General features: G+C 35.7%; 21 protein-coding genes. All 21 read right to left on the bottom strand.

The features are described 5' to 3' along the window. Positions 1 to 16: 16 nt before the first annotated feature. Positions 17 to 1195 carry a cysteine desulfurase family protein gene (locus AC2A1G_RS02520; protein ID WP_484045383.1) on the bottom strand — a complete coding sequence of 393 codons (1179 nt, stop codon included), beginning with the start codon at positions 1193 to 1195 and terminating at the stop codon, positions 17 to 19. After that, positions 1195 to 1650, bottom strand: coding sequence for a hypothetical protein (locus AC2A1G_RS02515; RefSeq protein WP_484045382.1), 456 nt, complete (start codon positions 1648 to 1650; stop codon positions 1195 to 1197). The genes AC2A1G_RS02520 and AC2A1G_RS02515 overlap by 1 nt, the downstream gene beginning before the upstream one ends. 25 nt (positions 1651 to 1675) lie before the next feature. After that, complete coding sequence (locus AC2A1G_RS02510) at positions 1676 to 2263, bottom strand: HAD-IB family hydrolase (RefSeq protein ID WP_484045381.1); 588 nt, start codon at positions 2261 to 2263, stop codon at positions 1676 to 1678. Positions 2264 to 2365: 102 nt separating this feature from the next. Next, on the bottom strand, positions 2366 to 3091 hold the full coding sequence (locus tag AC2A1G_RS02505; protein ID WP_484045380.1) for an SDR family NAD(P)-dependent oxidoreductase: 726 nt from the start codon (positions 3089 to 3091) through the stop codon (positions 2366 to 2368). After that, a complete protein-coding gene (locus tag AC2A1G_RS02500; protein WP_484045379.1) occupies positions 3088 to 4410 on the bottom strand; it encodes an FAD-binding oxidoreductase in 1323 nt (440 codons plus the stop codon). Before AC2A1G_RS02500 ends, AC2A1G_RS02505 begins: the two co-directional genes overlap by 4 nt. Next, positions 4407 to 5294, bottom strand: coding sequence for a decaprenyl-phosphate phosphoribosyltransferase (locus AC2A1G_RS02495; protein ID WP_484045378.1), 888 nt, complete (start codon positions 5292 to 5294; stop codon positions 4407 to 4409). The genes AC2A1G_RS02500 and AC2A1G_RS02495 overlap by 4 nt, the downstream gene beginning before the upstream one ends. Positions 5295 to 5382: 88 nt before the next feature. Further along, entirely contained in the window at positions 5383 to 6072 is a 690-nt protein-coding gene (locus AC2A1G_RS02490) for a YiaD family glycine zipper/OmpA-like lipoprotein (protein WP_484045377.1), read from the bottom strand. A gap of 24 nt (positions 6073 to 6096) precedes the next feature. Continuing rightward, positions 6097 to 6591, bottom strand: coding sequence for a hypothetical protein (locus AC2A1G_RS02485; RefSeq protein ID WP_484045376.1), 495 nt, complete (start codon positions 6589 to 6591; stop codon positions 6097 to 6099). Between the two features lie 117 nt (positions 6592 to 6708). After that, entirely contained in the window at positions 6709 to 8388 is a 1680-nt protein-coding gene (locus AC2A1G_RS02480) for a S8 family serine peptidase (protein WP_484045375.1), read from the bottom strand. 93 nt (positions 8389 to 8481) lie between these two features. Then, positions 8482 to 9093 (bottom strand): WbqC family protein, encoded by a 612-nt coding sequence (locus AC2A1G_RS02475; protein WP_484045374.1) that lies wholly within the window; start codon positions 9091 to 9093, stop codon positions 8482 to 8484. A gap of 64 nt (positions 9094 to 9157) precedes the next feature. After that, positions 9158 to 10795, bottom strand: coding sequence for a signal peptidase I (gene lepB, locus AC2A1G_RS02470; RefSeq protein ID WP_484045373.1), 1638 nt, complete (start codon positions 10793 to 10795; stop codon positions 9158 to 9160). A 157-nt stretch (positions 10796 to 10952) separates the two neighbouring features. Continuing rightward, positions 10953 to 11654: a 4-hydroxy-tetrahydrodipicolinate reductase gene (dapB, locus tag AC2A1G_RS02465; RefSeq protein WP_484045372.1), complete on the bottom strand. Its 702-nt coding sequence runs from the start codon at positions 11652 to 11654 to the stop codon at positions 10953 to 10955. 83 nt (positions 11655 to 11737) lie between these two features. Further along, positions 11738 to 12382 carry a DUF5683 domain-containing protein gene (locus AC2A1G_RS02460; protein ID WP_484045371.1) on the bottom strand — a complete coding sequence of 215 codons (645 nt, stop codon included), beginning with the start codon at positions 12380 to 12382 and terminating at the stop codon, positions 11738 to 11740. Then, on the bottom strand, positions 12383 to 13273 hold the full coding sequence (locus AC2A1G_RS02455; RefSeq protein ID WP_484045370.1) for a ParB/RepB/Spo0J family partition protein: 891 nt from the start codon (positions 13271 to 13273) through the stop codon (positions 12383 to 12385). A 57-nt stretch (positions 13274 to 13330) separates the two neighbouring features. Continuing rightward, on the bottom strand, positions 13331 to 14104 hold the full coding sequence (locus tag AC2A1G_RS02450) for a ParA family protein (RefSeq protein ID WP_484045369.1): 774 nt from the start codon (positions 14102 to 14104) through the stop codon (positions 13331 to 13333). 164 nt (positions 14105 to 14268) lie between these two features. Further along, positions 14269 to 15123 carry an energy transducer TonB gene (locus AC2A1G_RS02445; protein WP_484045368.1) on the bottom strand — a complete coding sequence of 285 codons (855 nt, stop codon included), beginning with the start codon at positions 15121 to 15123 and terminating at the stop codon, positions 14269 to 14271. Positions 15124 to 15341: 218 nt separating this feature from the next. Beyond that, complete coding sequence (locus tag AC2A1G_RS02440) at positions 15342 to 17264, bottom strand: M1 family metallopeptidase (protein ID WP_484045367.1); 1923 nt, start codon at positions 17262 to 17264, stop codon at positions 15342 to 15344. 87 nt (positions 17265 to 17351) lie between these two features. After that, positions 17352 to 18818 carry a D-alanyl-D-alanine carboxypeptidase/D-alanyl-D-alanine endopeptidase gene (gene dacB, locus AC2A1G_RS02435; RefSeq protein ID WP_484045366.1) on the bottom strand — a complete coding sequence of 489 codons (1467 nt, stop codon included), beginning with the start codon at positions 18816 to 18818 and terminating at the stop codon, positions 17352 to 17354. A gap of 158 nt (positions 18819 to 18976) precedes the next feature. Then, entirely contained in the window at positions 18977 to 21424 is a 2448-nt protein-coding gene (priA, locus tag AC2A1G_RS02430) for a replication restart helicase PriA (RefSeq protein ID WP_484045365.1), read from the bottom strand. A 207-nt stretch (positions 21425 to 21631) separates the two neighbouring features. Then, on the bottom strand, positions 21632 to 24112 hold the full coding sequence (locus tag AC2A1G_RS02425; protein WP_484045364.1) for a beta-mannosidase: 2481 nt from the start codon (positions 24110 to 24112) through the stop codon (positions 21632 to 21634). Positions 24113 to 24326: 214 nt separating this feature from the next. Continuing rightward, the gene (locus AC2A1G_RS02420) at positions 24327 to 24989 is read right to left on the bottom strand and encodes a copper homeostasis protein CutC (protein WP_484045363.1); all 663 of its coding nucleotides are present in this window, start codon (positions 24987 to 24989) and stop codon (positions 24327 to 24329) included. Positions 24990 to 25072 lie beyond the last annotated feature (83 nt).

The following is a 25072-nucleotide window of genomic DNA, read 5'->3' as shown; positions in this document are numbered from 1 at the left end:
CTTTTATCCGAAAAGCCTATCTATGCTCAACATTTGTTTTTTCTATAACCAAATAATCTGCCGAAATTTCTGCAAGAGCTGCAACAAATGCATCGATATCTTCTTTAGTCGTCATATGGCTGAATGAAATACGCAGCGGAGTGCAATTATCCATCTCATCTTCGGAAAGCACCATCATCATTACCATTGAAGGCTTTGAAGCCCCGGAAGAACAAGCACTGCCCTGAGAAATGGCAATTCCTTTCATATCCAACTGTAAACCAATCAGAGGATTTTTGTAAGGCAACAAGGCACTTAAAACAGTATATAAACTATTTTCTTTTTCCGCACTTCTTCCATTGAATTTGATACCTGGAATTGCTTCTGAAAGTTTTTCTTTTGCATAATCTTTAATCGTCTGCATGTGAGTTGAAAACTCTTCCATTTTATTTAAAGAAATTTCCAAAGCTTTACCTAAACCTACAATTCCCGCAACATTTTCAGTTCCTGCTCTCAAACTTCTTTCTTGTGGACCTCCTGTAATAATACCTTTAAGACCACTTGATTTTCTGATAAAAGCAAAACCAACACCTTTTGGACCGTGGAATTTATGTGCACTGCATGAAGCAAAATCTACTTTAATATCTTCAAAATTCAGAGGCATATGAGCCATCGTCTGAACCGTATCTGAATGGAAAAGCGCATTATTCTCCCTGCAAAGTTCAGCCACCTTTTTGATGTCAATTAAATTTCCGATTTCGTTGTTGGCGTGCATTAAACTTACCAGAGTTTTCTTATCTGAAGATTTTAGAAGTTCTTCCAGTTTTGCTAAATCAATATCACCTTTTTCATTTGGACGGATGTAATTCACTTCCACTCCTTTTCGGGATTTCATATCCAAAATACTTTCGGAAACACATTTGTGCTCCATCGGCGAACTGATAATTCTTTCAACACCCAAATGCGAAACAGCAGATTTAATAATCATATTGTTGGATTCTGTACCGCAAGAAGTGAAAATAATCTCGGCCGGACTTACATGAAGATAATCTGCAACCTGCCTTCTCACATTTTCAATCAAAATTTTAGCTTCCTGACCAAAACTGTGTGTGGATGAAGGATTTCCGAAATTGATTTTCATTGTGCTTACCATTGCGTCAATCACCTCTTCTGTAAGCGGTGTGGTGGCAGCGTTATCTAAATATATTTTACTCATTATAATTTGGAATATGTAAGTTTAACTGAGGTAAAGGGTTTATCTGAAGGCACAGAAACAAGCATCCACGGATTTGAGATCATCATCATTTCCATTCCGCCTGATTTGTATTCGGGAACTTCAAGGGTTAAAACATTATTTTCAACTGAAGCTTTTTTAATTTCAGTAATTCTGTGATCACCGGAGCTGAAACTTCCCAAATCGTAAATAATGATTTTGTTTTTATCTGAAATTGCTGGATAGCCAGGCTTATCTCCGTCTTCTACTGTGTTTCGTTTTGCGACCTCTGCCAGTAATTGCTGTTGGTCTTTAAGAATGACAAACCCTTCAGTTTCTGCACCGCCTTGCGAGGATGTAGTTAAAATTCTTGGTTTTAAATCCTGAGAAGATTTATCAGAAACAGTAGTTTTACAGCTTAAAATGAAAGCCAGGCATAAAAAAAGCAACTTGTTCATTGATTCGGTTTTTAATGACTCAAAATTAATGAAAAAATTGGTAATGACCTTCATTTGCCCAATTCAGCATCGGACGATCACCGGAAGTATCTCCAAAAGCTATGATTTTATCGAACTTTTCGTCTGAAATTTCTTTTTTGATGCGCTCCAGTTTTTCTTTTTTATTGCAGTTTTTGCCGATAAAATTTCCCGTGAAAACACCGTCTTTAAACTCTGCTTTTGTAGAAATCAATTTCATTTTGAAAGCTTCAGCAAATGGCTGTGCCCAAATATCGAGAGAAGCTGTTACCAAAAAACTTTCTGTGGTTTCTTTGTCGATATTTTTAATGAAATCCAACGCATTTTCCCTAACGATTTTCGGATAATGAGCCTCAAAAAACTGCTTGGATTTTTCTTTAATTTTAGCTTCATTCTGACCTTTCAAAATCGATCCTATGAAACTTTTTTTCACCTTTTCGGTATCAGCAAGCTTCAGTTTAAGCAAAACAAAAAGCGGAATATGTTTTAAAAACTGTACACGAAATTTAGCAGAATCATAGAATTTGAGATACATAAACATTGTATCTTTATAAGTAAGCGTTCCGTCGAAATCGAAACAATACAGTTTTTTCATGGGATGCCAGGTGTTGGATGATGGATGTAAAAATCTATTCAATTAAAACTTTGTCAAAGCAAAATTATTGTGTTGTAAAACTTTGAAAAAGTAAGAATATTTTTACAATTTTAATTTTTTAAATATAAACTCAGGAATGTTTCTGATAATTAACATGATAATGCCCCAAACCGGCAAAACATATATTGAATTTTTTTGCTTTTTAAATCCTTTATAAATACATTCTGCAGCCTGTTTTGGAGTAGCTGTCAACGCAGGATTTAATGGAAGTCCTTCTGTCATTTTTGTATCCATAAAACCTGGTTTTACCGTTATCACATGAACTTTCTTCTCGAAAAGATAGTTTCTGAGACCGCTCAGATAGGCTGTAAAAGCTGCTTTTGCACTTCCGTAGATAAAATTACTTTGACGCCCACGATCACCTGCTACAGATGATAACCCGATGATTGTTCCTGATCTTCTACTTTCAAATTTCTGTGCAAAAAAGTTAATCAACGGAACTAATTTTGAATAGTTAATATCAATAATTCTTGCTGTATTTTTATCGTCATAAAGTCCTTCCTCAGAACCTTCACCTAAAAAACCCGTCGCACAAAATAATAGATTTGAACTGATGTGCTCCAATTTTGAATAATTGATTTCCTTTGTAAGATCAATTTCAATAATTTCAGATTGCTGAAAAAATTTCACGTCAATATGCTTTGCAAATCTCTCTGAAGCTTCCCTGCTGGAGGTGAGAAGATAGATTTTTTCAAATTTTTCACCTTCCTGAAGTGCCTTTTCCACAAATGCCTGTGCTACTTCTGAAGTACTTCCAAGAACGATCATATTGTATTATTGTTTAAAATTCTTTTATGCTGAAGCGAAATGAACTTCGGATTTTCAACATTTTTAAGATAATTGGTCAGTGAAGAACGGCTCATGCTGTCTTTTGTCAAATAAATTTTTCCGTTGTATTCCTCAACAATTGAATCCAGCTGATCAATAAGTTTTTTTAAATTTTTATCTACTTTAAAGTCTAAAGCCAGAGAATATCCTTCAAAAGGAAATGAGTTGTAAGCTTCCGGATTTTCCTTTCCATACAGTTTTAAAACCGCTAAAAAAGAACCGCTACCCGACTTTGCAATCGTCTCCAGAATTCTCTGCATTCCCTCTCTGCATTTATCTTTGGGAATCATCATCTGGTATTGGATGAAACCTTTTTTTCCGTAAATTTTATTCCAGTCGTTTACAAAATCAAGCGGATAGAAAAATGTATCGTAATCGGTAAAATTTTTCAACTCCTTTTTTGCCTGCTTTTTATAGTAGAGATAATTAAAAATTTTTACTGTCAAAGAATTCAGCGCAAATCCCGGAAAGTAAAAAGGGACAGTCGGCGAAAATTTCTTTTTCAGCCGTAGAGGATTATTCTTCAGTTTTTCAGGAAGTTCATGAGGAAAAGCGTGTTCGCCACGCATCATAATACTTCTTCCAAGATCTTTTCCCTTTTGCAAACAGTCTATCCACGCAACGGTGTACGTCCAGCTTTCGCTTTCTTCAAAAAGACGGAAAATTTCGTCCAGATTTTCAGCTTTTATACTTTCCTGACGAATGTATGCTGACTCAATATTTTTTAATTTAAATTTAACTGAAAGAATTATTCCTGTGAGACCCATTCCTCCGATGGTAGCCCAGAATTTATCAGAATTTTCTTCCCTTGAGCAGGTGATAATTTCACCTTTTTCATTCATCAGCTTAAAATCAATCACGTATTCAGAAAAACAGCCTTCAGCATGGTGATTTTTACCGTGAACATCACTCGCCAAAGCGCCTCCAACAGAGATAAATTTAGTTCCAGGTGTTACATAAAGAAAATATCCCTGCGGAACCGAAATTTCCAGAACTTCAGAAAGAAGAACGCCTGATTCACATTCGATAATTCCGTTTAAACGGTCGAAACTGATGAATTTATTTAATTTTTTTGTGGAAAAAATGCTTTCCGCCAATGAAGAATCGCCGTAGCAACGACCATTTCCTCTGGCAATAATCTCGTTGTGATTTAAAACAAAATCCTTTATTTTAGAATACTGATCTTCCGAACGCATCTCTTTTTCAACCACTGGAAAATTTCCCCAGTTGGTTACTTTTTTAACAAAATTCGGTTTCATTCTTTAAAATAAATTTGAATTAAAAATGCGATTACCCATAGAAAAAGAGTAACCTGAATGTATCGATCTCTGTAGACAATTTTTGTTGGAGATTCTGTTCGGTTGTAGACCAACGTTTGTTGAAGATACCTTAAAAAGGCAAAAACTACAAAAATCACAGTATAAAATACTCTGGGATGAAATCTCTGCTGCACTTCAGGTGAAAGGGTAAACATCAGATAGCAAATAATGGCCAACGTCACTGAAATCGATAGGGCAATATCTGCAAACTGAACATTATAGCCATCTAAAGCTTTTCTGGTTTTTCCTGAAACCTGAGCATTGATGAGTTCTCCACGTCTTTTCCCGATGGCAAGAACCAATGCCAGAACAAACGTAAGTAGCACAGCCCATTGAGAAATATTGATTCCGGTGATGGAACCGCCCGCCTGAACTCTTAAAACAAATCCTGTTGCAATGATAAAAATATCGATAATTGGAACGTGTTTTAATTTAAAAGTATAAGCCAGATTCATCACAAAATAGGTCAGAATGATAAGTGCAAATTTCCAGATACTGTCTTGAAAATACATTTGAGAGCCCACTGTAAAACAAATATTGACTGCCACAAGAACAGCTAAAATAATCAAAGCTCTCTTCTTGGAAATTGCCCCACTGGCCAAAGGTCTACGGCGCTTTTCGGGATGCTTTCTATCAGCCTCAATATCGTTGTAGTCATTTAAGATATAAACAACGCTTGCTGCTAAAGAAAATACAATAAAAGCAACAATACTTTTGAGAAGAAGATCTGTATGCGTAAACTTACCCGCAAAAAAAAGTGGAACAAAGACAAAAAGGTTTTTTACCCATTGCTCTACGCGAAGCAGCTTTAAATATTGTTTCATTAATGTGTAATCAAATGCAAAAATAATGATTTTGCACAAAAAAACCGCTATAAAAGCGGTTTAGATATTTTAATAAATCAATAATAAATTACTGGCCCTGTGCAGCATCGTTGATCATTTTTTCGTTTGCAGTAATTGCAAATTCAACTCTACGGTTTTGTGCTCTACCTGCGTCTGTATCGTTGGTCGCTACAGGGTTTGATTCACCTTCACCCAATGCAAAAAGTCTTGAAGTTGCAATACCTTTTCCATTTAAATATGCCTTAACAGAATTTGCACGTCTTTCAGAAAGTTTCTGATTGTAATCATCTGATCCTACGCTATCTGTATGACCATAGATATTAATGTTTGTATCAGGATTGTTTACCAAAACCTGCGTTAATTTATCTAAGTTAGCTTTCGCTGTTGAAGTAAGATCTGAAGAGTTAAAAGCAAAAGTTACAATACTTTCGTTAAGGGTAATTTTAATACCGTCTCCTACTCTTTCTACTTCTGCACCAGGTAAAGTTTCTTTAATTTCCTTAGCCTGCTTATCCATTTTATTACCGATCACGTTTCCGGCAACACCACCTATTACAGCTCCTAAAACCGCACCTAAAGCAGCATTTTTACCTTTCCCTACATTATTTCCTAAAACCCCACCGATTACAGCACCCGAAGCGACTCCTACAGCAGTACCTCTTTGCTGGTGATTAGAATTCTGCACGGCTTCACAACTTGTAAGCAATAATGCTGATGATAAAAATAAGCCTGTGATATATGTTTTTGTAAATTTCATCTCAAATAAGTTTTAAAAAATTGATTATTTCATTCCTGTTCTTTCGAAGTTGTAAATAACTTTCACGTTTTCGCCGTCAAAAGGAATATTTTGTTCTAAGGAGAATTGGTCTGTTGCTTGTTTTACGAGCGTTAAAGTGTAGCCAGCCGTATTTTGTTTAGCTTTGGTACCGTCGGCAATCTTTTTAAAATTAAATGTAGTTCCGTTCACCACTTCAATTTTAATAGGTTGTGTAAATCCTCCGCCACAGTTTCCACCACCATTAATGGTATAAGCTCCTGTATAATTATTAGGGATAAGCCTCCAGTGACTTCCTACAAAACACTGTGCATCGATGCCATCGTCGAAAGGTTTTATTTTGAACTGTTTGTCGTAGTCGATACTCACAATATCATAATCTCCTTTCATTTTGAGAAATTCAGATCTGTTTTGCTGTGCATCTCCCGCTTTCTTTACTCCTGAGCAGGATAGGTTGAAAAGTGAAACACTTATTAAACCTGTTAAAACTAGCTTTTTCATAATTTCTGTTTAATTATTTAATAAAATTAAAGATATAAAAAACTGTGCCAATATACCACAAATCAAAAAAAAGTCCGCAAAATTGCGGACTCTGAATAATATTGTTTTGCTGAAAAACTATTTTCTTGTAGCCTTTCTTGCTGGTTTTGAAGCTTTTTTCACTTTACCGGAGTTTCCTTTATAGAAATTGGTAAAAGCATATTCTGCAGCTTTTTTAAGATCAATAACACCTCCGGCTTGAGAGAAGTCTGTAAATCCGTCTGCTGTACTTGCATTGCTGGATTTAGTGAGAGATTCAATAATTTGAGCAGGAGTAAGATTTGGCATGTAAGCTAACAATACTGCTGCAGCTCCTGCAACTACTGGAGAAGCCATTGATGTTCCCTGTAAATACTGGTATTCATTTTTCGGTGTTGTAGAATAAATTTCCTGCCCCGGTGCGAAAACATTAACCATTTTTTTATTGTAATTAGAGAATCCAGCTCTCAAAGATGCGCTGTCGTCTGTACTTGCTCCCACTACCAAAACATTGCTTACAAAAGGTGCTGCGTCTGTAGCATTTTTAAAATTGGTAGGGTATGCTGTGTGCTCCGCAACATCCTGATTTTCGTTTCCTGCTGCTTTTACCAAAAGAACTCCTTTGTCTTCAGCATATTTGAATGCATCCCAAACAACATTCTTTCCTGGAGACACTGGCTTTCCGAAAGACATATTCAAAACTTTTGCTCCGTTGTCTACAGCGTATCTGATTGCGTTTGCGACGTCTTTATCTCTTTCATCACCATTTGGAACTGTTCTCACTGTCATTATTTTAGCAACTTTAGAAGCTACACCATACTGAACTTCTTTTCCCTGAGGAAGACCTGCTATGATTCCGGCAACGTGAGTTCCGTGCGTTGCATCAGGACCTTCGTAATGGTTGTTTCCATATTTTTTCTCAGAATAATCGTCGTAATTATCTCCTACAATTTCTTTTCTTGGATCAAAATTGATGTCGTACTGCTGAGCCATCGGTGTAAAATGATCAAGAGCTTCTTTCATCTGTTCCTGCATTGTTTTTTCAAACTCAACAGAAGATTTTCCTGCAAATTCCGGATTGTTTACGATTTGGTTCATTACCTGCAATGCTCTCGCTTCATTTTGGTCTGCAGGTTTAATAGCTTTAACTGTTTCAGCTGTAAAAGCTTTACCATTAAGCATTTTTACCATAGTTGGAATTGATTGCTGAATTCCGGTATAAACCTGTACGCTTTGTTTACCTTCTAAGCTTTTTTTGCTGTACATTTCTTTAGATTTCATGTACATTGCAAATTCTTCCGGCATTTTTGCCTGGTTTGCTTTATTTTTTGCAGAATCGTCTCCTTCGAAAACAGGTTTGTATTTAGCAACAACACGTGTTACTTCCATATTATCTACATCGATGTCACCATTTTTCCCACCAATAAAACTCCATCCGTGGATATCGTCAATATAGCCATTTTCGTCGTCATCTTTACCATTGTTTGGAACCTCATTAGGGTTTGTCCACATATTTTTCACCAATCCTGGATGATCTACCTGAACACCACTGTCTAAAACTCCTACCAAAACAGTTTTCGGCTTTAAACCTTTAGATTCTAAAAATTTATAAGCGTTTTCTGTGTTTACACCATATACCTTGGTAGTAGAAAAATCTTTGTGGTACCAAGTCATTAAATCTTTATCCGACTTCGGATCTGCCGCTTTCGCTGAAGTTTCCTGTGCGTAAGACATTGTGAAACCTGTAAGAAAAACAGCTGCTAAGAATAATTTTTTCATAAGTTGATAATTACATTTTTAAAATCAGATGAAATTGCTTTGGTTTAAAAGAATACTTTTGAAATTCGGATAAACAATAATTTAATCTGAAAATTATTTTTTTACATTTTTAATATAAGTAGCCGATTCCGGGCCTTTGTTACAAAGAAGATCAATTATGGATAAATCTTTGATAAAGCCGAGCTTATCTGAAAATGTCTGATAATACTCTTCCAGCTCATATTCAGACTCATTTTTTGCTGAAAATTTTTCTCTGAAATTCAATGCTTCCGGATTTTTGATGTATTCTGTATTCAAAGAATATGCCTTTTCTGATTTTAGAATCTGCTGAATGGTTTCAAGACTTTTAATATTTAAATCTAAAAGAAATTTTTCCTTTGTCTCAAAAATCTTCACCAACTTATCTTCATAATATTCAAAATACGGCGAACTCTGGTAAGCGGTTTTAATAGATTTCCAGTGAAGATTCTGCCAGTTTTCACGGTAAGACATTTCGATATCTTTAAACTCTCTTGCACCGTTATGATTGATTGGGATGATCAGCGAAAGCTTCCCATTGGCTCCGAAAATATTACATCGGTTTCTGTAGGTCTGTTTCGGAAAGCTTTCAAATTGTTCAAAACTGATATTGCTTTCATCATTTAAAAATTCTGAAAACCATGAAATCGGTGGTAAATAAAATACCGGTAATAGTATATTCTGCATCTTATATATTGCAAAAATGAAGTACTTTTTCAAATACTTCATTTTTTATTGATTTAAATTTTAATTATTCTTCAGATTTATCTTTCTTAAATAACTTCATAAAATATTCCCATCCGAAGAAAAGAATAAGAATCATAGCGGCAATCCACCAGTAAGAAGTTTTGTTAGCTTCGCCTGTGTTGGTTGCTTTAAACATTCTGTCCCAACGGATTTTAAACGGAGCCTCGTAAGAACTGTCTCCGGAGAATGCACCTTGCAAACTCATCCATGTGAACATTGGTTTTCCTACAATGTTTTCTTCAGGAACAAAACCAAAGAATCTTGCATCCAATGAAGCATCTCTGTTGTCTCCAACCATCATGTAGTAATCCTGCTTGATTGTATAGTTCGTTGCAGGCTGATTGTTGATTAAAATTTGTCCGTTTTTTTCTGCAACGCTGTTGTGTTCATATTCAGAAATAATCCAACGATACATTGGTAAAGTTTCTTTATTGATGGCAACCACGTCTCCTTTTTTTGGAATTCTTACAGGACCGTACCAATCTTGGTTCCAAGCTTTATTGATAGGAAATATTGATTGTGTTGTGTCAATTTTAGATTTATTTTCTCCTCTGTAAGCAATCGCAGCCTCGCCCTTTGGAAGAATATCTTCCTTCATCTCAATTATTTGTGGAAGCTTCATGATTTCATTTGCAGTTTTGTCTGTAAGACCTTGGAAAGCATAGATAAATCCGCTTCCGTCCGGAATTTCCTGTACCGGTAAAAATCCGTAAATCTCGTATAATGCAGGAATATCAAGTTGACTTCCAGTCTTGGCTATAAATCTGTGTTGTCTTTCCTGATCTCCCAAAACAATCTCGGGTTTTCCATTCACAAAAAGTCTTCCTCCACGCATTTCAAATGTTTCACCTGCAACAGCTACACATCTCTTTACGTAAGGATCTTTTCTGTCGATTGCCGTATGAACTGAATCCTGCGGATAATTAAAAACAACGATATCGTTTCTCTGAGGTTTATTGAACTGAAGAATTCTTTCGTAAGGCAACTTCACACCGTCAACATAAGATTTTCCGTCATTTTTAGGATTTCCGTCTTTTTGAAAATCATAAATAGTTCCCTGTAAGAAAGGTATTGCCAAAGGACGCATCGGCATTCTGTAACCGTAGCTCCATTTGTTGACGAAAAGGAAATCACCAACAAGCAAAGTTCTTTCCATAGAACCTGTTGGAATTCCGAAGGGCTGAGTTACAAAAACGTGAATAATGGTTGCGAAAACCACCGCAAAAGTAATAGATCCCATAAATGAATCTTTCTTCTTCAATGATTTTTCTTCGTCTGTCAAAAACATATTTTTTGCCTCTTCATCTTCAATCTCTGCATCTTTTGAATAGTTAACTGAAGCCATGTAGATAAACGGCAAAATCACGGTAAGAATCTGATGCTGAACCAAACTCTTCCCAAATTTTTTCATTAAATAAATATGAAAAACAGACATCATGATTGGCCCTACAATTGGAAGATAAGACAGAATAGCCCACCATTTTGGATGTTTGGTTTCCTTTAAAATAATAAAGTAATTGTAAAAAGGAATAAATGCAAAAGCAGGATTGTATCCCATTTTTTTAAACAGTTTCCAATTTGAAAGTCCCATCAATACAGATAAAATGAGAACGTAAACTGCGTAGGTTAAAAAGTAATTCATATATTTTTTTGAATATGATTTATTGTTTAAAATTGGTTCTTTAAGTGAGCATCTGTTCTACTTTGACAAATTTTTAGCGCCTTGTTTTTACTTTGTCAAAGTTTTGCCACCCACATTTCAATATCATTAGTCTGAGATTTAAAAATTTGTTACAGAATTAAAGTCCTAAAACGTCATTCATAGTAAAAATTCCTTTTTTATCTTTAATAAATTCTGCAGCGACTACAGCTCCCAGTGCAAAACCGTTTCTGTTGAATGCTGTATGTTTTATTTCAATTTCATCCACTTCACTTCTGTAGAAAACACTGTGAGTTCCCGGAACTTCATCTTCACGGATCGCAAAAATACCCAATTGGTTATCTTTGGTTTCCTCTAATTTCCATCCATCAAATTTTGAATTATGTTTGAAAATTCCTTCGGCAATTGAAATAGCCGTACCGCTGGGTGCATCTTTCTTGTGAATGTGATGAATTTCTTCTAACTGACAATTGTATTCATCAACATTTTTCATTAAATCTGCTAATTTTTCGTTTAAAGCAAAGAAAAGATTTACTCCTAAACTGAAATTGGATCCGTACAAAAATGCTGTTCCGTTTTCCAAAGCAATATTGTCGATTTCTGTTCTTTTTTCAAGCCAGCCAGTCGTTCCCGAGATTACAGGAACTTTGTTTTCAAGACATGCTTTTATATTGCTGAAAGCGGCTTCGGGAACAGAAAATTCAATGACCACATCAGGATTATTAAGATTTTCTGCAGTTGGCGTTTCCTTTAAACGGGCTACAATCTCATGACCTCTCTTCTGAGCGATTTCTTCGATTATTTTCCCCATTTTTCCGTATCCAACTAATGCTATTTTCATGTGTGAAGTTTATTGTGTGTAAAAATACCAAATCGCCGAATGAAAATCAATTGATTCCAAAGGCGATTTATAAATTATTTTGTTTAAAATCTAAAATTTAGAGCCAAACCTGTTTTCGGAGGCTCAGTCCTGAAATTATCATAGATAACTGCAGGTGCAAAGGTAAGATCGGGGTCTTTCCTACCTTCGTATAAATGTGCATCAACCACAGCGTCAACGATATTCAGAATATAAATTAATCCTGTGATTGCAATGGCATAATCACGCTGTCTTTTGATTCTGTCCTGAGCATTTCCTAATGCTATTTTATCCAAATGCGGTCTTGCATCTACAAATTCATTGGGAGTTCCGTTGAGTTTAGCGATGTAATACTCTCTGTATTTTAAATATTGATTTTGATTCCAGATGGCGATTCCTGCACCGGCTCCCACTGCTCCCAGAACAATCGGAACTTTCCAGTATTTTTTGTTGTAAACCTGACCAAGCCCCGGCAGAACCGCAGAATACAAACCTGCTACTGTTGGATTCAGTTTTTTAACCGCAGCTTTTTTTGCAGGAGCATTTACTTTTTCAATTTCAGAAACCACATTAGCCGCATTTTGGGGTTTAGCAGCAGGAATACTGTCTTTAGCGTAATGATCGAGTCGTAAAGAATCTGTCGGGGTACCAATCTGAGCAAAACTCAGACTGAAAATCAATATAAAAAAAGTGACGAGTAATTTTTTCATTTATTTAATATGAGATAAAATGTACTCCAGCTCATCCTCATTTTTAAAATCAAGAATTAATTTACCTTTTTTTCCCGTTCCGGTTGTTTTTATTTCAACCTTCACATCCAAAATATCGGAAATGGTTTTCTGAGCTCTTTTGTAGTTATTAGAAAGCTCTGCTTTTGCTCTTTTTGCAGCAGGAGATTTCGGGTTTTTAATTGCAGTAGCAGCTTGCTCTGCCTGTCTTACATTGAGTTTTTCTTTAATAATTAAATCAAATAAAATCTGCTGATGCTCTTCAGTTTCAAGGCTAATGATGGCACGACCGTGACCTGCAGAAATCTCTCCGCTTCTGATGGCGTTCTGAATATCCGGACTCAGTCTTAAAAGCCTGATCGAATTGGTAATCGTACTTCTGTCTTTCCCAACTCTCTGGCTCAGATTTTCCTGAGTAAGACCAATTTCATCCATTAGTCTTTCGTAAGTCAAAGCAATCTCTATCGCATCAAGATCTTCTCTTTGAATGTTTTCAACAAGAGCCATTTCCAAAAGCTCCTGATCGTTTACCAAACGAATATATGCCGGAATTGAAGTAAGACCTGCAATTTTACTCGCACGGAAACGTCTTTCTCCTGAAATAATTTCAAACTTTTCGCCATCTTTTCTCAAAGTCACAGGTTGAATAACCCCTAAATTTGTGATAGACTGCGCAAGTTCGTTTAATGCTTTTTCGTCAAAATAGGTTCTTGGCTGGGTAGGATTCGGATAAATATCTTCAAGAGCAACCTCTACGATATTTCCTACAAATTTATCTGCACCTTCATCGGTAGCAGAGTTGATTGTTGCTTTGGATTCTGCACTCAAAATAGCACCTAACCCTCTACCCATTGCTCTTTTTCTGTCTTTCATTCTTTAAAAATGATGATTGATGTATGATAAATGATAACTAAAAGCTATACTATTATTTTAATTTTTTACTAATTTTTCGTTTTTCAGCAAAACCTCTTCTGCAAGTTGAATGTATTGAATTGCACCTTTACTTTCTGCATCGTAATTCAAAATACTTTCTCCAAAACTCGGTGCCTCACTCAATCTTACATTTCTGCTGATGATGGTTTCAAAAACCATCTCCGGGAAATGAGAATTTACTTCTTCCACCACCTGATTAGAAAGTCTCAAACGGCTGTCGTACATCGTAAGCAGCAAACCTTCAATATCAAGATCTTTATTGTGAATTTTCTGTACGTTTTTGATTGTGTTCAAAAGTTTACCTAAACCTTCTAAGGCAAAATACTCACATTGAATAGGAATGATAACAGAATCTGCAGCCGTAAGAGCATTTACGGTAATTAAACCTAAACTCGGTGCACAGTCGATAATGATGTAATCGTAGTCATCTTTCACGCTTTGCAGCGCTTTTTTCATCATATATTCTCTGTTGTCTTTGTCTACAAGCTCAATTTCAGCTGCAACCAAATCAATATGAGAAGGTACAATATCAAGATTTGGTGTGGAAGTTTGCTTGATGCAGTTTCTTGTTTCAACACTGTGTTCCAACAAATTATAGGTAGAATACTGCACATCATCAACGCCCAATCCCGAAGTTGCATTGGCCTGAGGATCAGCATCGATAATTAAAATTTTCTTTTCTAAAACACCCAATGCAGCTGCAAGGTTTACAGCAGTAGTTGTTTTTCCGACGCCTCCCTTCTGATTAGCGATTCCTATGATTTTACCCATTATTAGAACTTTAAGCCTCAAAAATACACATTTTTCTCTGCTTTGTGCGAACCGCTAAAAACAAAATTCAGTTAAAGTATTGTTAACAAATGATTTAAGCTAAAAAAAAATTATCCACAAAAAAAATTCTTTGTGGATAAGTATATTTAATTAATTGCTAAAATTTATTGGTTGAATATCATTTTTACAGGAAATTTGAAATAACTTCTTACCGCCTGACCGAATTTATCTTTTCCAGGAGACCATTTTCCTTTCACATTCATAATTGTTCTGATAGCTTCTTTATTGAAATCGGCATTTTTACCGTCCGCTTTTAAACCAGAAATTGTTCCGTCTTTTTCAACTACGAATGTTACAACTGTTGACAGCATGCCTTCGTTTTCAAACTCTGCCGTATCAAATTTATCAATCACTTTATTTCTGAAAGCATCTATTCCTCCTATAAAATTAGCAGCTACAGACAATTCTCCCGTTCCCAAAATTTCATTACCTGCTGGTTTAATGATTACAGGATCTTTAATTGGTAGTTTTCCTGTTCCGTTATCAGTAGGAACTCTGTCTGTCTGAGGATTTTGAGTTGTAGCAACTTCACCATCAAAATTATTTTTTGTTCCAGATACCGCATCATCAGGAATTTTCTGTAAAAGCTGAGAATCATTTGCATTAGCTGTTGGCGTAAGCTCACGATCATCATAGGTTTTAATATCTTTTGCCGGTGGCGGTGTAACCTGAGTTTCAGGCTTAATTACTTCTGGTTCTACCGGTTTATCAGGAGCCTGATAAATATAATCCATATCAACTACTACACCTTCACCTATAGAAGAAACAGTTTTATCTTTTGGTGAAGCAATAACCGCTGTCAATGAAATTCCTGCAATCACAGCCAAACTTAAAAATAAAGATTTCGCTAAAATTCTGTTGGACTCTGTTCTGAGATCGTACGCTCCGTATTCTTTGTTACGATGCTCAAAAACAATTTGATTAAAACTAAATTCCGGATCTGAGAAAAAATGTTTCATAATGTAATGCATTAAAGGATTTTTAAAATAACTAATTTTCAGAGTATCATCTGATATTCAAAAATCGTATCAAAATTTTTGCCAAATAATTAATAATTTCACAAACTAATATGCAAAACATTGATAAAATTAAATTTTAACTATTCGAAATTTAATTTTATTAATAAGTAGAACGGTTTTAAGCAAAAAAATCTGCTCCTAAAAGCAGATTTTCAATATTATTCTTTTACAAATTTTAAATTCTTGTCGTGAATCTGGAAGAGATAAACTCCTGGAGAAAGATTTGAAATATTAATTGGTTTCGTAGGATGATAAACTCCATTTTTCACCAAACGGGCATCGGCAGAATAGATTTTAAAATCTGTGGACTTTTTAACGCCTTTCAGATAAATTTCGTTCTTCGCAGGATTAGGGTACAATCCAAAATTTTCTAAATCAATTTCTTCAATTCCTAAAGTATTGTCCTGAGCCACAGTAGAATTTTTTTCTATTATCTGATATTCGTAATTAAACTGAATACTCGCTACCGGAAAACCTATTGTTTCAGTAAAATATTGGTTATTTGAAGTATTATTTAAAGCAAAATAAGCAACCTGACCTCCGGTTCCGTTTACTTTAATAGGCAAAGGCATGTCGAAGAAATTTACAGAAGTATGACTTTGAGTTTGCGCCGCTCTAAAAGTTAAAATATTTCCCGTTTGCCTCCAGCGAATGTCGTAGGTTGGATAACCCTGACCATAAATCCAGTCATTAAAAAATTCTGTGAAATCTTTACCGGTAGATGTTAAAACAGAACCTTTAAAATCATTTGTCACTGCGTAGTTATAAGCAATATTTGGTCTTGCATGATAGTCTTTTAACATATTGTAAAAAGCAGTTTCGCCCAAAATCCACTTCATCATTCTGAGAACATAGGCACCTTTAGAATAAGAAAGTCTTCCACTGAAAATGGCTCCTACACTTCCCAAATTGGCATCAGCGACATAAACACTTCCACCGGGCTGACCTGTGATATAGTCGATCTCCCCGATAAGGTAATTCATAAACTGAGCATTCGTCATCAACAGTTTTTCATAGGCTAGATGTTGACCAAAAGTCGCAAAACCTTCGTTAAGCCAGATATCATTCCAGGCACCGCAGGTTACTTTGTCACCAAACCACTGGTGGGCAAGCTCGTGGGCAATTAATCCTCTTTCCCAGCTTCCCATTGAGGACATTGTCTGATGTTCCATTCCGCCTCCATACATAAACTGCATGTGACCGTATTTTTCATTTCTGAAAGGATAAGGACCAAAATAAGTTTCAAAAGTATTCATTACGGTTTTCGTCCAGTCGATATCTGCCATGCTTGTTGCATTGGAAGCCGTTGAGGGATAAACATAATTAATAAATGGAAACGGAGGATTTCCAATGGTATCTGTAAGTTTTGTAAAATTGGTGATTGAAAATGCAATAAGATACGCTGCAGTAGGATATTGTGTACGCCAGAACGTTCTTTTTAAGTTTCCTGGAAGTGTAGTTTCAGACATCAGCAATCCGTTTGACGCCACATTATATTGAGAAGGTGTGGTTATTTTAATATCAAATCTTTCGATTTTATCATTTAAACTTTGCTTTGTCGGAAACCAATCCTGCGCTCCATAAGGCTCACTTAGAGTAGACATTACCGGTGTTCCTGACTGAGTGGTTGTTGTAAATGCGTTGAGTGCTGTTGACGGAGCACCTCCATAATTGATGGTAAGAGAATCTAAAACATTGGCAGAAATCGGGGTTTGAAAATCAATTTTTATTTCTTTAGATGCCAGTTGCTGAAAAGTAAGATTTACACCATGATATTGAACTGAAGAAACAGTAAGTGTATTGGAAAGATCAAAATAAATACTGTTCATTGCCAGATTCGGCTTGAAATGCGAGGTTACCGATCCTGAAACATTGTAATTTGCGGGATTCAAAGTCAGATCCATTCTTTGATATTGCAGATCGTAGTTGAGCGTGTTAGGATTTGTGCTTCCCGCATTCATCTTGGCAGCGAAAGACTTCATTTCTTTACTTCTCAATCCTTTCATATCAATATTTTGGTCTTGAGCCGAAAATATCTGAAGTGCAAAATTCACGAGAACAAGAATATATATTTTTTTCATTAAATCATTATTAATATTGCGTCAAAGATAAAAAAAACCTCTTAATCAGCGATTAAAAGGTTTTAAAGTTTATTTTAAATTAGATTTTTATAAATCTAATGTTGGCTCAATCAATTGCTCCATTCTTTTCTTAACTGCATCTACAGAACCTGCATAATTATTTACCAATAGAGAGAAAACCAAAGTTTTTCCTGTATTCGTTTTTATATAACCCGCTAAAGTTTTTACCTTGTTTAAAGTTCCTGTTTTTGCAAAAACCTGTCCGTTTCCTGTTTCCAGAAACATTCTTTTTAAAGTTCCGGATTGTCCGCCAATTGGAAGAGAATTAAAATAGGTCTGATAATATTTTGTTCCCATCAAAGAAGTCAGATATTTCACCTGAGAAATTGGCGTTACTTTATTGCTTCTCGAAAGACCGCTTCCATCCATGTAAGTTAACCCTTCCAAATCAAAAGCGATATCTTTCAAATGTTCTGTTACCACTTCTCTACCCGCATCCGGAGTTTGATTTCCTCTTTTGAAGTAACCCACTGTTTTAAGCAAAGCTTCAGCAAGTGAATTATCACTTCTTTGGTTTGTATAATAAACAATATCTGCCAAAGTTGGAGATTTGTAGACACTTAATGTTTTTCTTACTTCCGGCTGAGCGTCAGTCGTTTTAGTCTGAACTTTACCAGTCACAGCTAAACCATTTTTTACCAGACTAGCTCTGAAAGAATTGGCAAGGTAAGCCGGTGCATCCGGTAATTTAGTAGTTAAAATACCATCACCATCATATTTTTCAGCATAAACCATCTGATTGGTGTATGGAGAAACATAAAAATATTTTTTATCGCTGGTGAGTGCTGTATTCTTTTTAACAATCAGTTTCTCATTCATCGGATTGATTTCCTGAGTAGTACCTGCCGGCAAGTAGTAATTATTGTTTTCCAACCATACAACATTTTCCGGAAGTCTCGTAATGTTACCTTTGAAAAGCGCTGTCTGAATGACAATATCACCGTTTACCTTTTTTATACCTTCTCTTGAAAGACCCTCTGTGAAATCTGTAATAATCTCTTTGTAAGACCACGCACCTGCTTTATTGGTCCCCAAAGACGGGTCGCCACTGCCTACAATATAAAGATTTCCGTTTAAAACTCCATTCTCGTCAACCGTTCCTGAATACTCAAGCTGTGTCATCCAACGGTAGTTTTCACCCAAAAGATTCAAAGCAGTTTCTGTAGTGAGCAATTTTGTTGTGGACGCCGGTACCAAAGGTGTATTTTCATTATAAGATGAAATTATCTTCTTTGTTTTCGGATCATAGATTACAAATCCCCAGGTTGCATTTTTCAGCACCGGATCTGTAATTAAAGTATTCACGTTAATATCTACAAGTTCTTTCGGAGACAGAATAGTCTTCTCAATCGCCGCAATGGGAGAAGGAAGATTGAAAGGTCTTTGACTGTCTGAACTGGGATTGAATAGAACTGCAGAAACGGTAGATTGAGCGAGGAATAAACCAGAAGCCAATACCGAAATACCTGAAATATATTTTCTGAAATTTACCATCTAATTTTTCTTTTTGTATGTTTTTGATTGAATCACAAATACTAAGTTAAGCACAATTTTGCAATTCAAACATATAAGCAACGGTCAAAAGTAGAAATTATTGTTATTAATCAGCACATTAGACTGTTATAAAACCAATTAAAGTTTGTTAAAGTTTGTTAAAAATCTATTAAAAGGTGTTTTTTGATGCTGTGGTAGGCTGTGATTTCATCAAACTCTTCGATGCTTTTTAAAACTAATTTTTTAAACGAAGCATATTTGTTTCCTCTGGGAAGTTTAATCAAAATCTGAAACTGAAACATGTTGTTAATTTTAAAAACCGGAGATTTTTCGGGACCTAAAACACATTCTTCAGGTAAATATTTTCGTAAAACAGAACCCATAAACTGAGATGCCCTCGTGATTTTGTCCTCTTTTCTGTGGCTCAACTGCAACATAATCATTTTTGTATAAGGCGGATAATGAAATTTCTTTCTCTCCGCTAAAAAATAATCATACGTTTTTGCGGCATCATTCATTTTAATCAACTGAAAAACAGAATGATCCGGATTATAGGTCTGGATTAAAATCTTACCATTCCCAGAAGCACGGCCTGCTCTCCCAGAAACCTGCATAATCAATTGATAAGCACGCTCTTCTGCTCTGAAATCCTGAACATACAGCATCGAATCTGCTTTTGGAATTGCCACCAATTCGATATGATCAAAGTCTAAACCTTTGGAAATCATCTGCGTTCCGACAACAATATCGGTTTCTCCTTCTTCAATTTTTTCGTAGAGCTTCTCGTAGGCAAATTTTTTCCGCATCGAATCCACATCCATTCTGTCAACTTCGTTGTCCGGAAATAATTTTGAGACTTCCTCGTGAATTTGTTCAACACCAACGCCTCTTTCGTTAAGGTTTTCTGAAAAGCATTTCGGGCAGGCCTTTGGTTTTGAAGCCCGCTGTCCGCAGTAATGACACTTCATCTCGTTGGCAGATTTGTGATACGTCATTACCACATCGCAATTTGAGCAGTAATTGACGTAACCGCACGATTCACATTCAACAACATTGGCGTAACCACGGCGGTTGTGAAGAATAATGCCCTGATTATTTTCGTCTACAGTCTTTTTTAGCTCCTCCAACATTCTGAAAGAAAAATTACCGTTAACATGTTTGGAATCCTGAGCTTCCTTGAAATTGATAAGTTCAAAAACAGGTAACTCAACTTCGCCAAATCTTTTATCTAAAAAAACATATCTTAAACGGTCTTTCTGACCTAAATAATAAGATTCTACCGACGGCGTTGCCGAACCTAAAATGACATTTGCATCATAGAGAGTTCCCAGAACCAAAGCCACATCCCTCGCATTGAAATAGGGCGAAACATCTTTCTGTCGATACGCAGAATCGTGCTCTTCGTCAACAATAATCAAACCTAAATTTTCGTAGGGAAGAAATAAAGCATTTCGGGTTCCTATGAGGATTTTGATGTGATTTTGGCTGATTCTCTTCCAGACCTCTACCCTTTCAAAATCGGTCAGTTTCTGGTGGTAAAATCCGATCTGGCTGCCGTATTTTTTTTCTAAACGCTGCGTAATCTGTTTGGTTAAAGAAATTTCCGGCAATAAAAAAAGTACATTTTTGCCCTCAGCAATACATTCTTCAATTTTTTCTAAATAAATATGGGTTTTCCCTGAAGAAGTTACACCGTGAAGCAAAACGTTTTTACCTTCATTAAAAGCGACATCAATTTCTTCTTTTGCAATCTTTTGAATATCCGAAAGTTCTTCAATCTCTTCTATTTCTCCGCTGTAACTTTCTATCCTGTCTTTCTGTCTGAAATATTCTTCGATAAAACCTTTATCTGCCAAAGCTTTAAAATGAGAAGATGAAAAATAGCCATCTTCAAAAAGCTCTGATTTTTTTAAAGGCTGATCAGGATTTTCAGTCTGTTTCTCAAGAATATGAAGAAATAATTCTTTCTGCTTTCTGGCTTTTGTTAAACCTAAAAGAATTCCGGTAAGACTCTCATTTTTCAAAACCTCATCGTTGATTTTCACATAAGCGACTTCTTTGGCTTTGTATTTTTCAGCAACTTTTTCATCAATCTCGATATATTGAAGATCAATCAGAGAATTAATGGTTTTAATGATTTCTTTTTTCGGAATAAAAGCTTCAATATCAGTCAGATTAATCAACTGACGAACCTCAAGCGCCTGAATTAGATACATTTCGTTGACATCCAAAATCTCAAAATTAATGACTGCGTTGGGTTTTAATTTTAAATAGGTTTCGCTTTCCAATTTTAAAGAAGACGGAAATGCGAAACGGTAAATCTCGCCCAAACTGCACAGATAATAGTCTGAAAGCCAGTTCCAGAATTTAATCTGCTCTTCAGGAACGATAGGTTTGCTGTCTAAAATACTGATAACTTCCTTGGCAACAAAATTTTCCGGAGCCTGGTCGTGAAGCTCAAAAACAATTCCTGTATAGATTTTTTTTCCTCCAAAAGGAACGAGAACTCTCATTCCACATTGAATCTGTTCAATAATTTCTTCAGGAACTTTGTAGGTGAAAGATCCTTTGAGGTTGAGCGGTAAAATAATCTGGGCGTAGTGCAAGAGAGAAATTTAAAAGTGTAAAATTAATTGTTTCTGAAGAGAAGTGCAATTTTTTGTGAGGTCAAGGTTAAGGTTAAGGTTAAGGTTAAGGTTATGTTCGAAAATAGAATATCCACTTTCAACCCTGCCAGCGTTTGAAACGCTGGCAGGGTTTATTGTTGAAAAAAACCTTCAAGGTTTCCGAAACCTTGAAGGTTTAATCCAGCTCTAATACATCGTATCCCACAATGTCATCACCTCAACTTTTTCCAAAGGTTTTGAAAGCTTAACTCTTTTTGAAGTTTTTGGAAGCAAATCAAAAAAGTTGTCAGAAAAATGATGATCGCCCATTAAATAGACATCTTTCGCCAGAATATCGGTAGAAATTTCAATTTCTGTGGAAGATATTTTCCTGATTTTAATATTGGGTTTTGTGAGTTTCAAATCTTTTGGTTTTGCGAAGAAATACGTGTTTTCGGCAATGATTTTCTGATTAACATCTTTTAAAGTCAGTTTCAAAAAGATTTCATTTTTGTTGGAATATTTGATTAAATTTTTAATTTCGATTTTCTCAATCTTTGCAACTCCATCCAAAGTTTTGCCTTTCTGAACAGTTGTTATATCATTTAAAATTTTCCCGTTAAAATCAACAACCTGAATTTCTACTTTGATGTCTTCATACTTTTTTAATTCATCATTTACGGCGTAAAAATTCAAAAAACCGTCAATTTCTTCCGTTAAAATCACCTGATTTTCAAAACTTCTTTTCACCTGATAATGCAACGCTTTCCAGTTACCCAAATAATCAATTGATGACCACGAAATAACTGGCCAGCAATCATTCAGTTGCCAATACAAAGTTCCCATATTATAAGGTTTTGCACGGCGGTGAGCTTCAATCGCAATCTGCATTCCACGTGCCTGAAGCAATTGAGACACATAATTGTATTTCACAAAATCTTTAGGAACGACATAATCACGTACCATGTATTTCTGAATAATTTCGAATCCTCTTGCGTTTTTTTCGTGCGCTTTGATAGTTGGATTTTCTAAACTCAATTCCGGTTGGCCAGAAAACATAGATTTTACTGCTTCCAGAGTTGGCATTCCCTGAAAACCGTACTCAGAAGCAAATCTCGGAACTTTTTCATTGTAAATTTCAAACGGAAATTCGCCCCACCAGACGCCCCAATAATGAGAATCGCCTTCGGTTAAGCTTTCTTTGTGTCCCCACCCAATCGACGGTGACGTGGGCCAGTAAATGTTCTTTTCTGATGTTAAATTTTCTTTCAAAACATTCGGAATAACTTCGTGGAAAACCTTTTTATAATCTTTCCAGACCTGCAGCGAATCTTCTTTTGAATATTTAAACTGCTTCTGATAACCCCAGTTGACGATGGCTTCATCAATTTCATTATTTCCGCACCACAAAGCGATTGACGGATGATTCTGAAGTCGGTTGACCTGATCTCTGACCTCTTCTTTTACATTGTTTAAAAAATCTTCGTCTGACGGATAAAAGCTTCCGGCAAACATAAAATCCTGCCAAACGAGAATTCCGTTTTCGTCGCAGGCTTTGTAGAATTCATCATCTTCGTAAATTCCGCCGCCCCAGACGCGAATCATATTCATGTTGGCATCTTTGCAGTCTTTGATGAGTTTTTGGTATTTTTCTTTGGTAATTCTCGGCGTAAAACTGTCGGAAGGAATCCAGTTGGTACCTTTTGCGTACATCGGATTTCCGTTGACTTTAAAATAGAATGATTTTCCTTTTTCGTCTTTTTCCTGAATTAGTTCGATGGTTCTGAAACCGATTTTCAAGTTTTTAGTTTGAATATACTCTTGATTTTTCGCCAATCCAATTTCAAAGCCATAAAGGTTTGCATCTCCCCATCCGTTGGGTTGCCACAGTTTTGGATTTTTAATTTCGTACGGAAACTCAATTTTATTGTTACCCTTTTTAAGAGAAATCATTTTACTCAAATCATTGATTTTCAAATAATATGTTCCCGAATCCTGAGCATCAATTTCAATTTCAAAGTTTACTTTTGCTTTATTTTCAATAATAGTTTGAGCGGTTTTAACATTTTTAATGATTGCAGAATTCCAGAAGTTTAATTTTACATCTTTCCAGATTCCTGCAGTAACCAGCCTTGGTCCCCAATCCCAGCCAAACTGATACTGCGCTTTTCTGACAAAACTGCGAGGCGATTCTGGCATTGTAAACGGAACTTTTTTAGCTAAATCTTTCCCGATATTGACAGAAGATTTAAATTTAATCTGTAAAGTATTGTCACCAATTTTTAAATTTTGATTAATAGGAATCGTCCATGTTCTGAACATATTATCGGTTTTTTTCAAAAGTTTTCCGTTTAAATAAATTTCAGTAAACGTATCCAATCCATGAAAAACCAATTCAGCATTTTGATTTTGTAATTCTTTAGCTGAAATTTTAAAAACCGTCTGATAATCCCAGTCTTCATTTTCTACCCACTGTACTTTTTTCTCGTTTTCATCTTTGTAAGGATCGGGAATAATTTTATGATCCATCAAATCTAAATGAACGGTTCCCGGAACCGCGGCCGGAAGCCATTTTTGTTCTTTTGTATTTTTGAAATACCATTTTTCTGCCGACAGATTCCGCTCGGAAAATTGAGCAAAAATGAAGGCCTGTATTAGAAAAAAAGTAATAAGTAAAAGCTTATTCATATCAATTTAGTTAATAGAAAGACTGTACACATAGTTTGTCATCCTGAAACCTTTAAGTTTCGACGAAGACAAAGGATATCAACGGCAAAAAGATCAGAATGATTTTTCAAGTTCATTAATGCTTAAATAATATAAGAATCTGACGCTAAAGCTTTGCTTAGATCCTTTCAGGATGACAAACTCGACGTATATCTGATTGAAAAGAATTTTAATTTTACAAATTAACCTTCAACCTTTTAATCTCCTCAGCATTGGCAAACGATTCATAAGACAACACCGCCGAAGAGTGAAAATATTTTCCACCCGTCACATTTTTAAGCTCTGAAATATTATTCGAACGGACGCCGCCGCCGATTAAAATTTTAGTATCATCACCACAATTTTCAATGAGTTTTTTTAAATTTTCTTTTCCTTCCATCGCAGAATTTTCTCCACCGGAAGTGAGAATTTCCCTGAAACCCAATTCGATCAGTTTTTCTGCAGATTCAAAAATGTTTTTGGTTCTGTCGATGGCTCTGTGAAAAACGCATGGTTTCCCGTTGGCAAGATCAACCAACAGTCTGTTTTTTTCGTAATCAATTTCCTGATTTTCATCTAAAATTCCGAAGACAAAACCATCAGCTTTGGCTTTCGAAAATTCAATGATATCCCGCTGCATCCGCATAAATTCTGAATCGCTGTACATAAAACCGCCACCAACAGGACGAATCATCACATGAATCGGTTTCGAATATTTATCTTTTAAATATCTCAGTTCTTCCAGGTCGGGAGTGACTCCGCCCGAATTGATATCGGCGCAAAATTCAATTCTGTCAGCAACAGAATTCAAGGCTATCTCAGCGGAAGTGATATCGAAGGTGGCTATTTCTAAAAACATAGGTTGATTTGAGGTTTGAGGTTCGAGGTTAGGGATTTATGACTAAAATCCTGCACTTGGCTCTTTTTACTTTTTTCTTGGCT

This window comes from Chryseobacterium sp. HNCC26DJ240, from assembly GCF_057180485.1.
The sequence above is the reverse complement of the archived record's forward strand: the minus strand, read 5'-3'. Positions and strand labels throughout refer to the sequence as shown.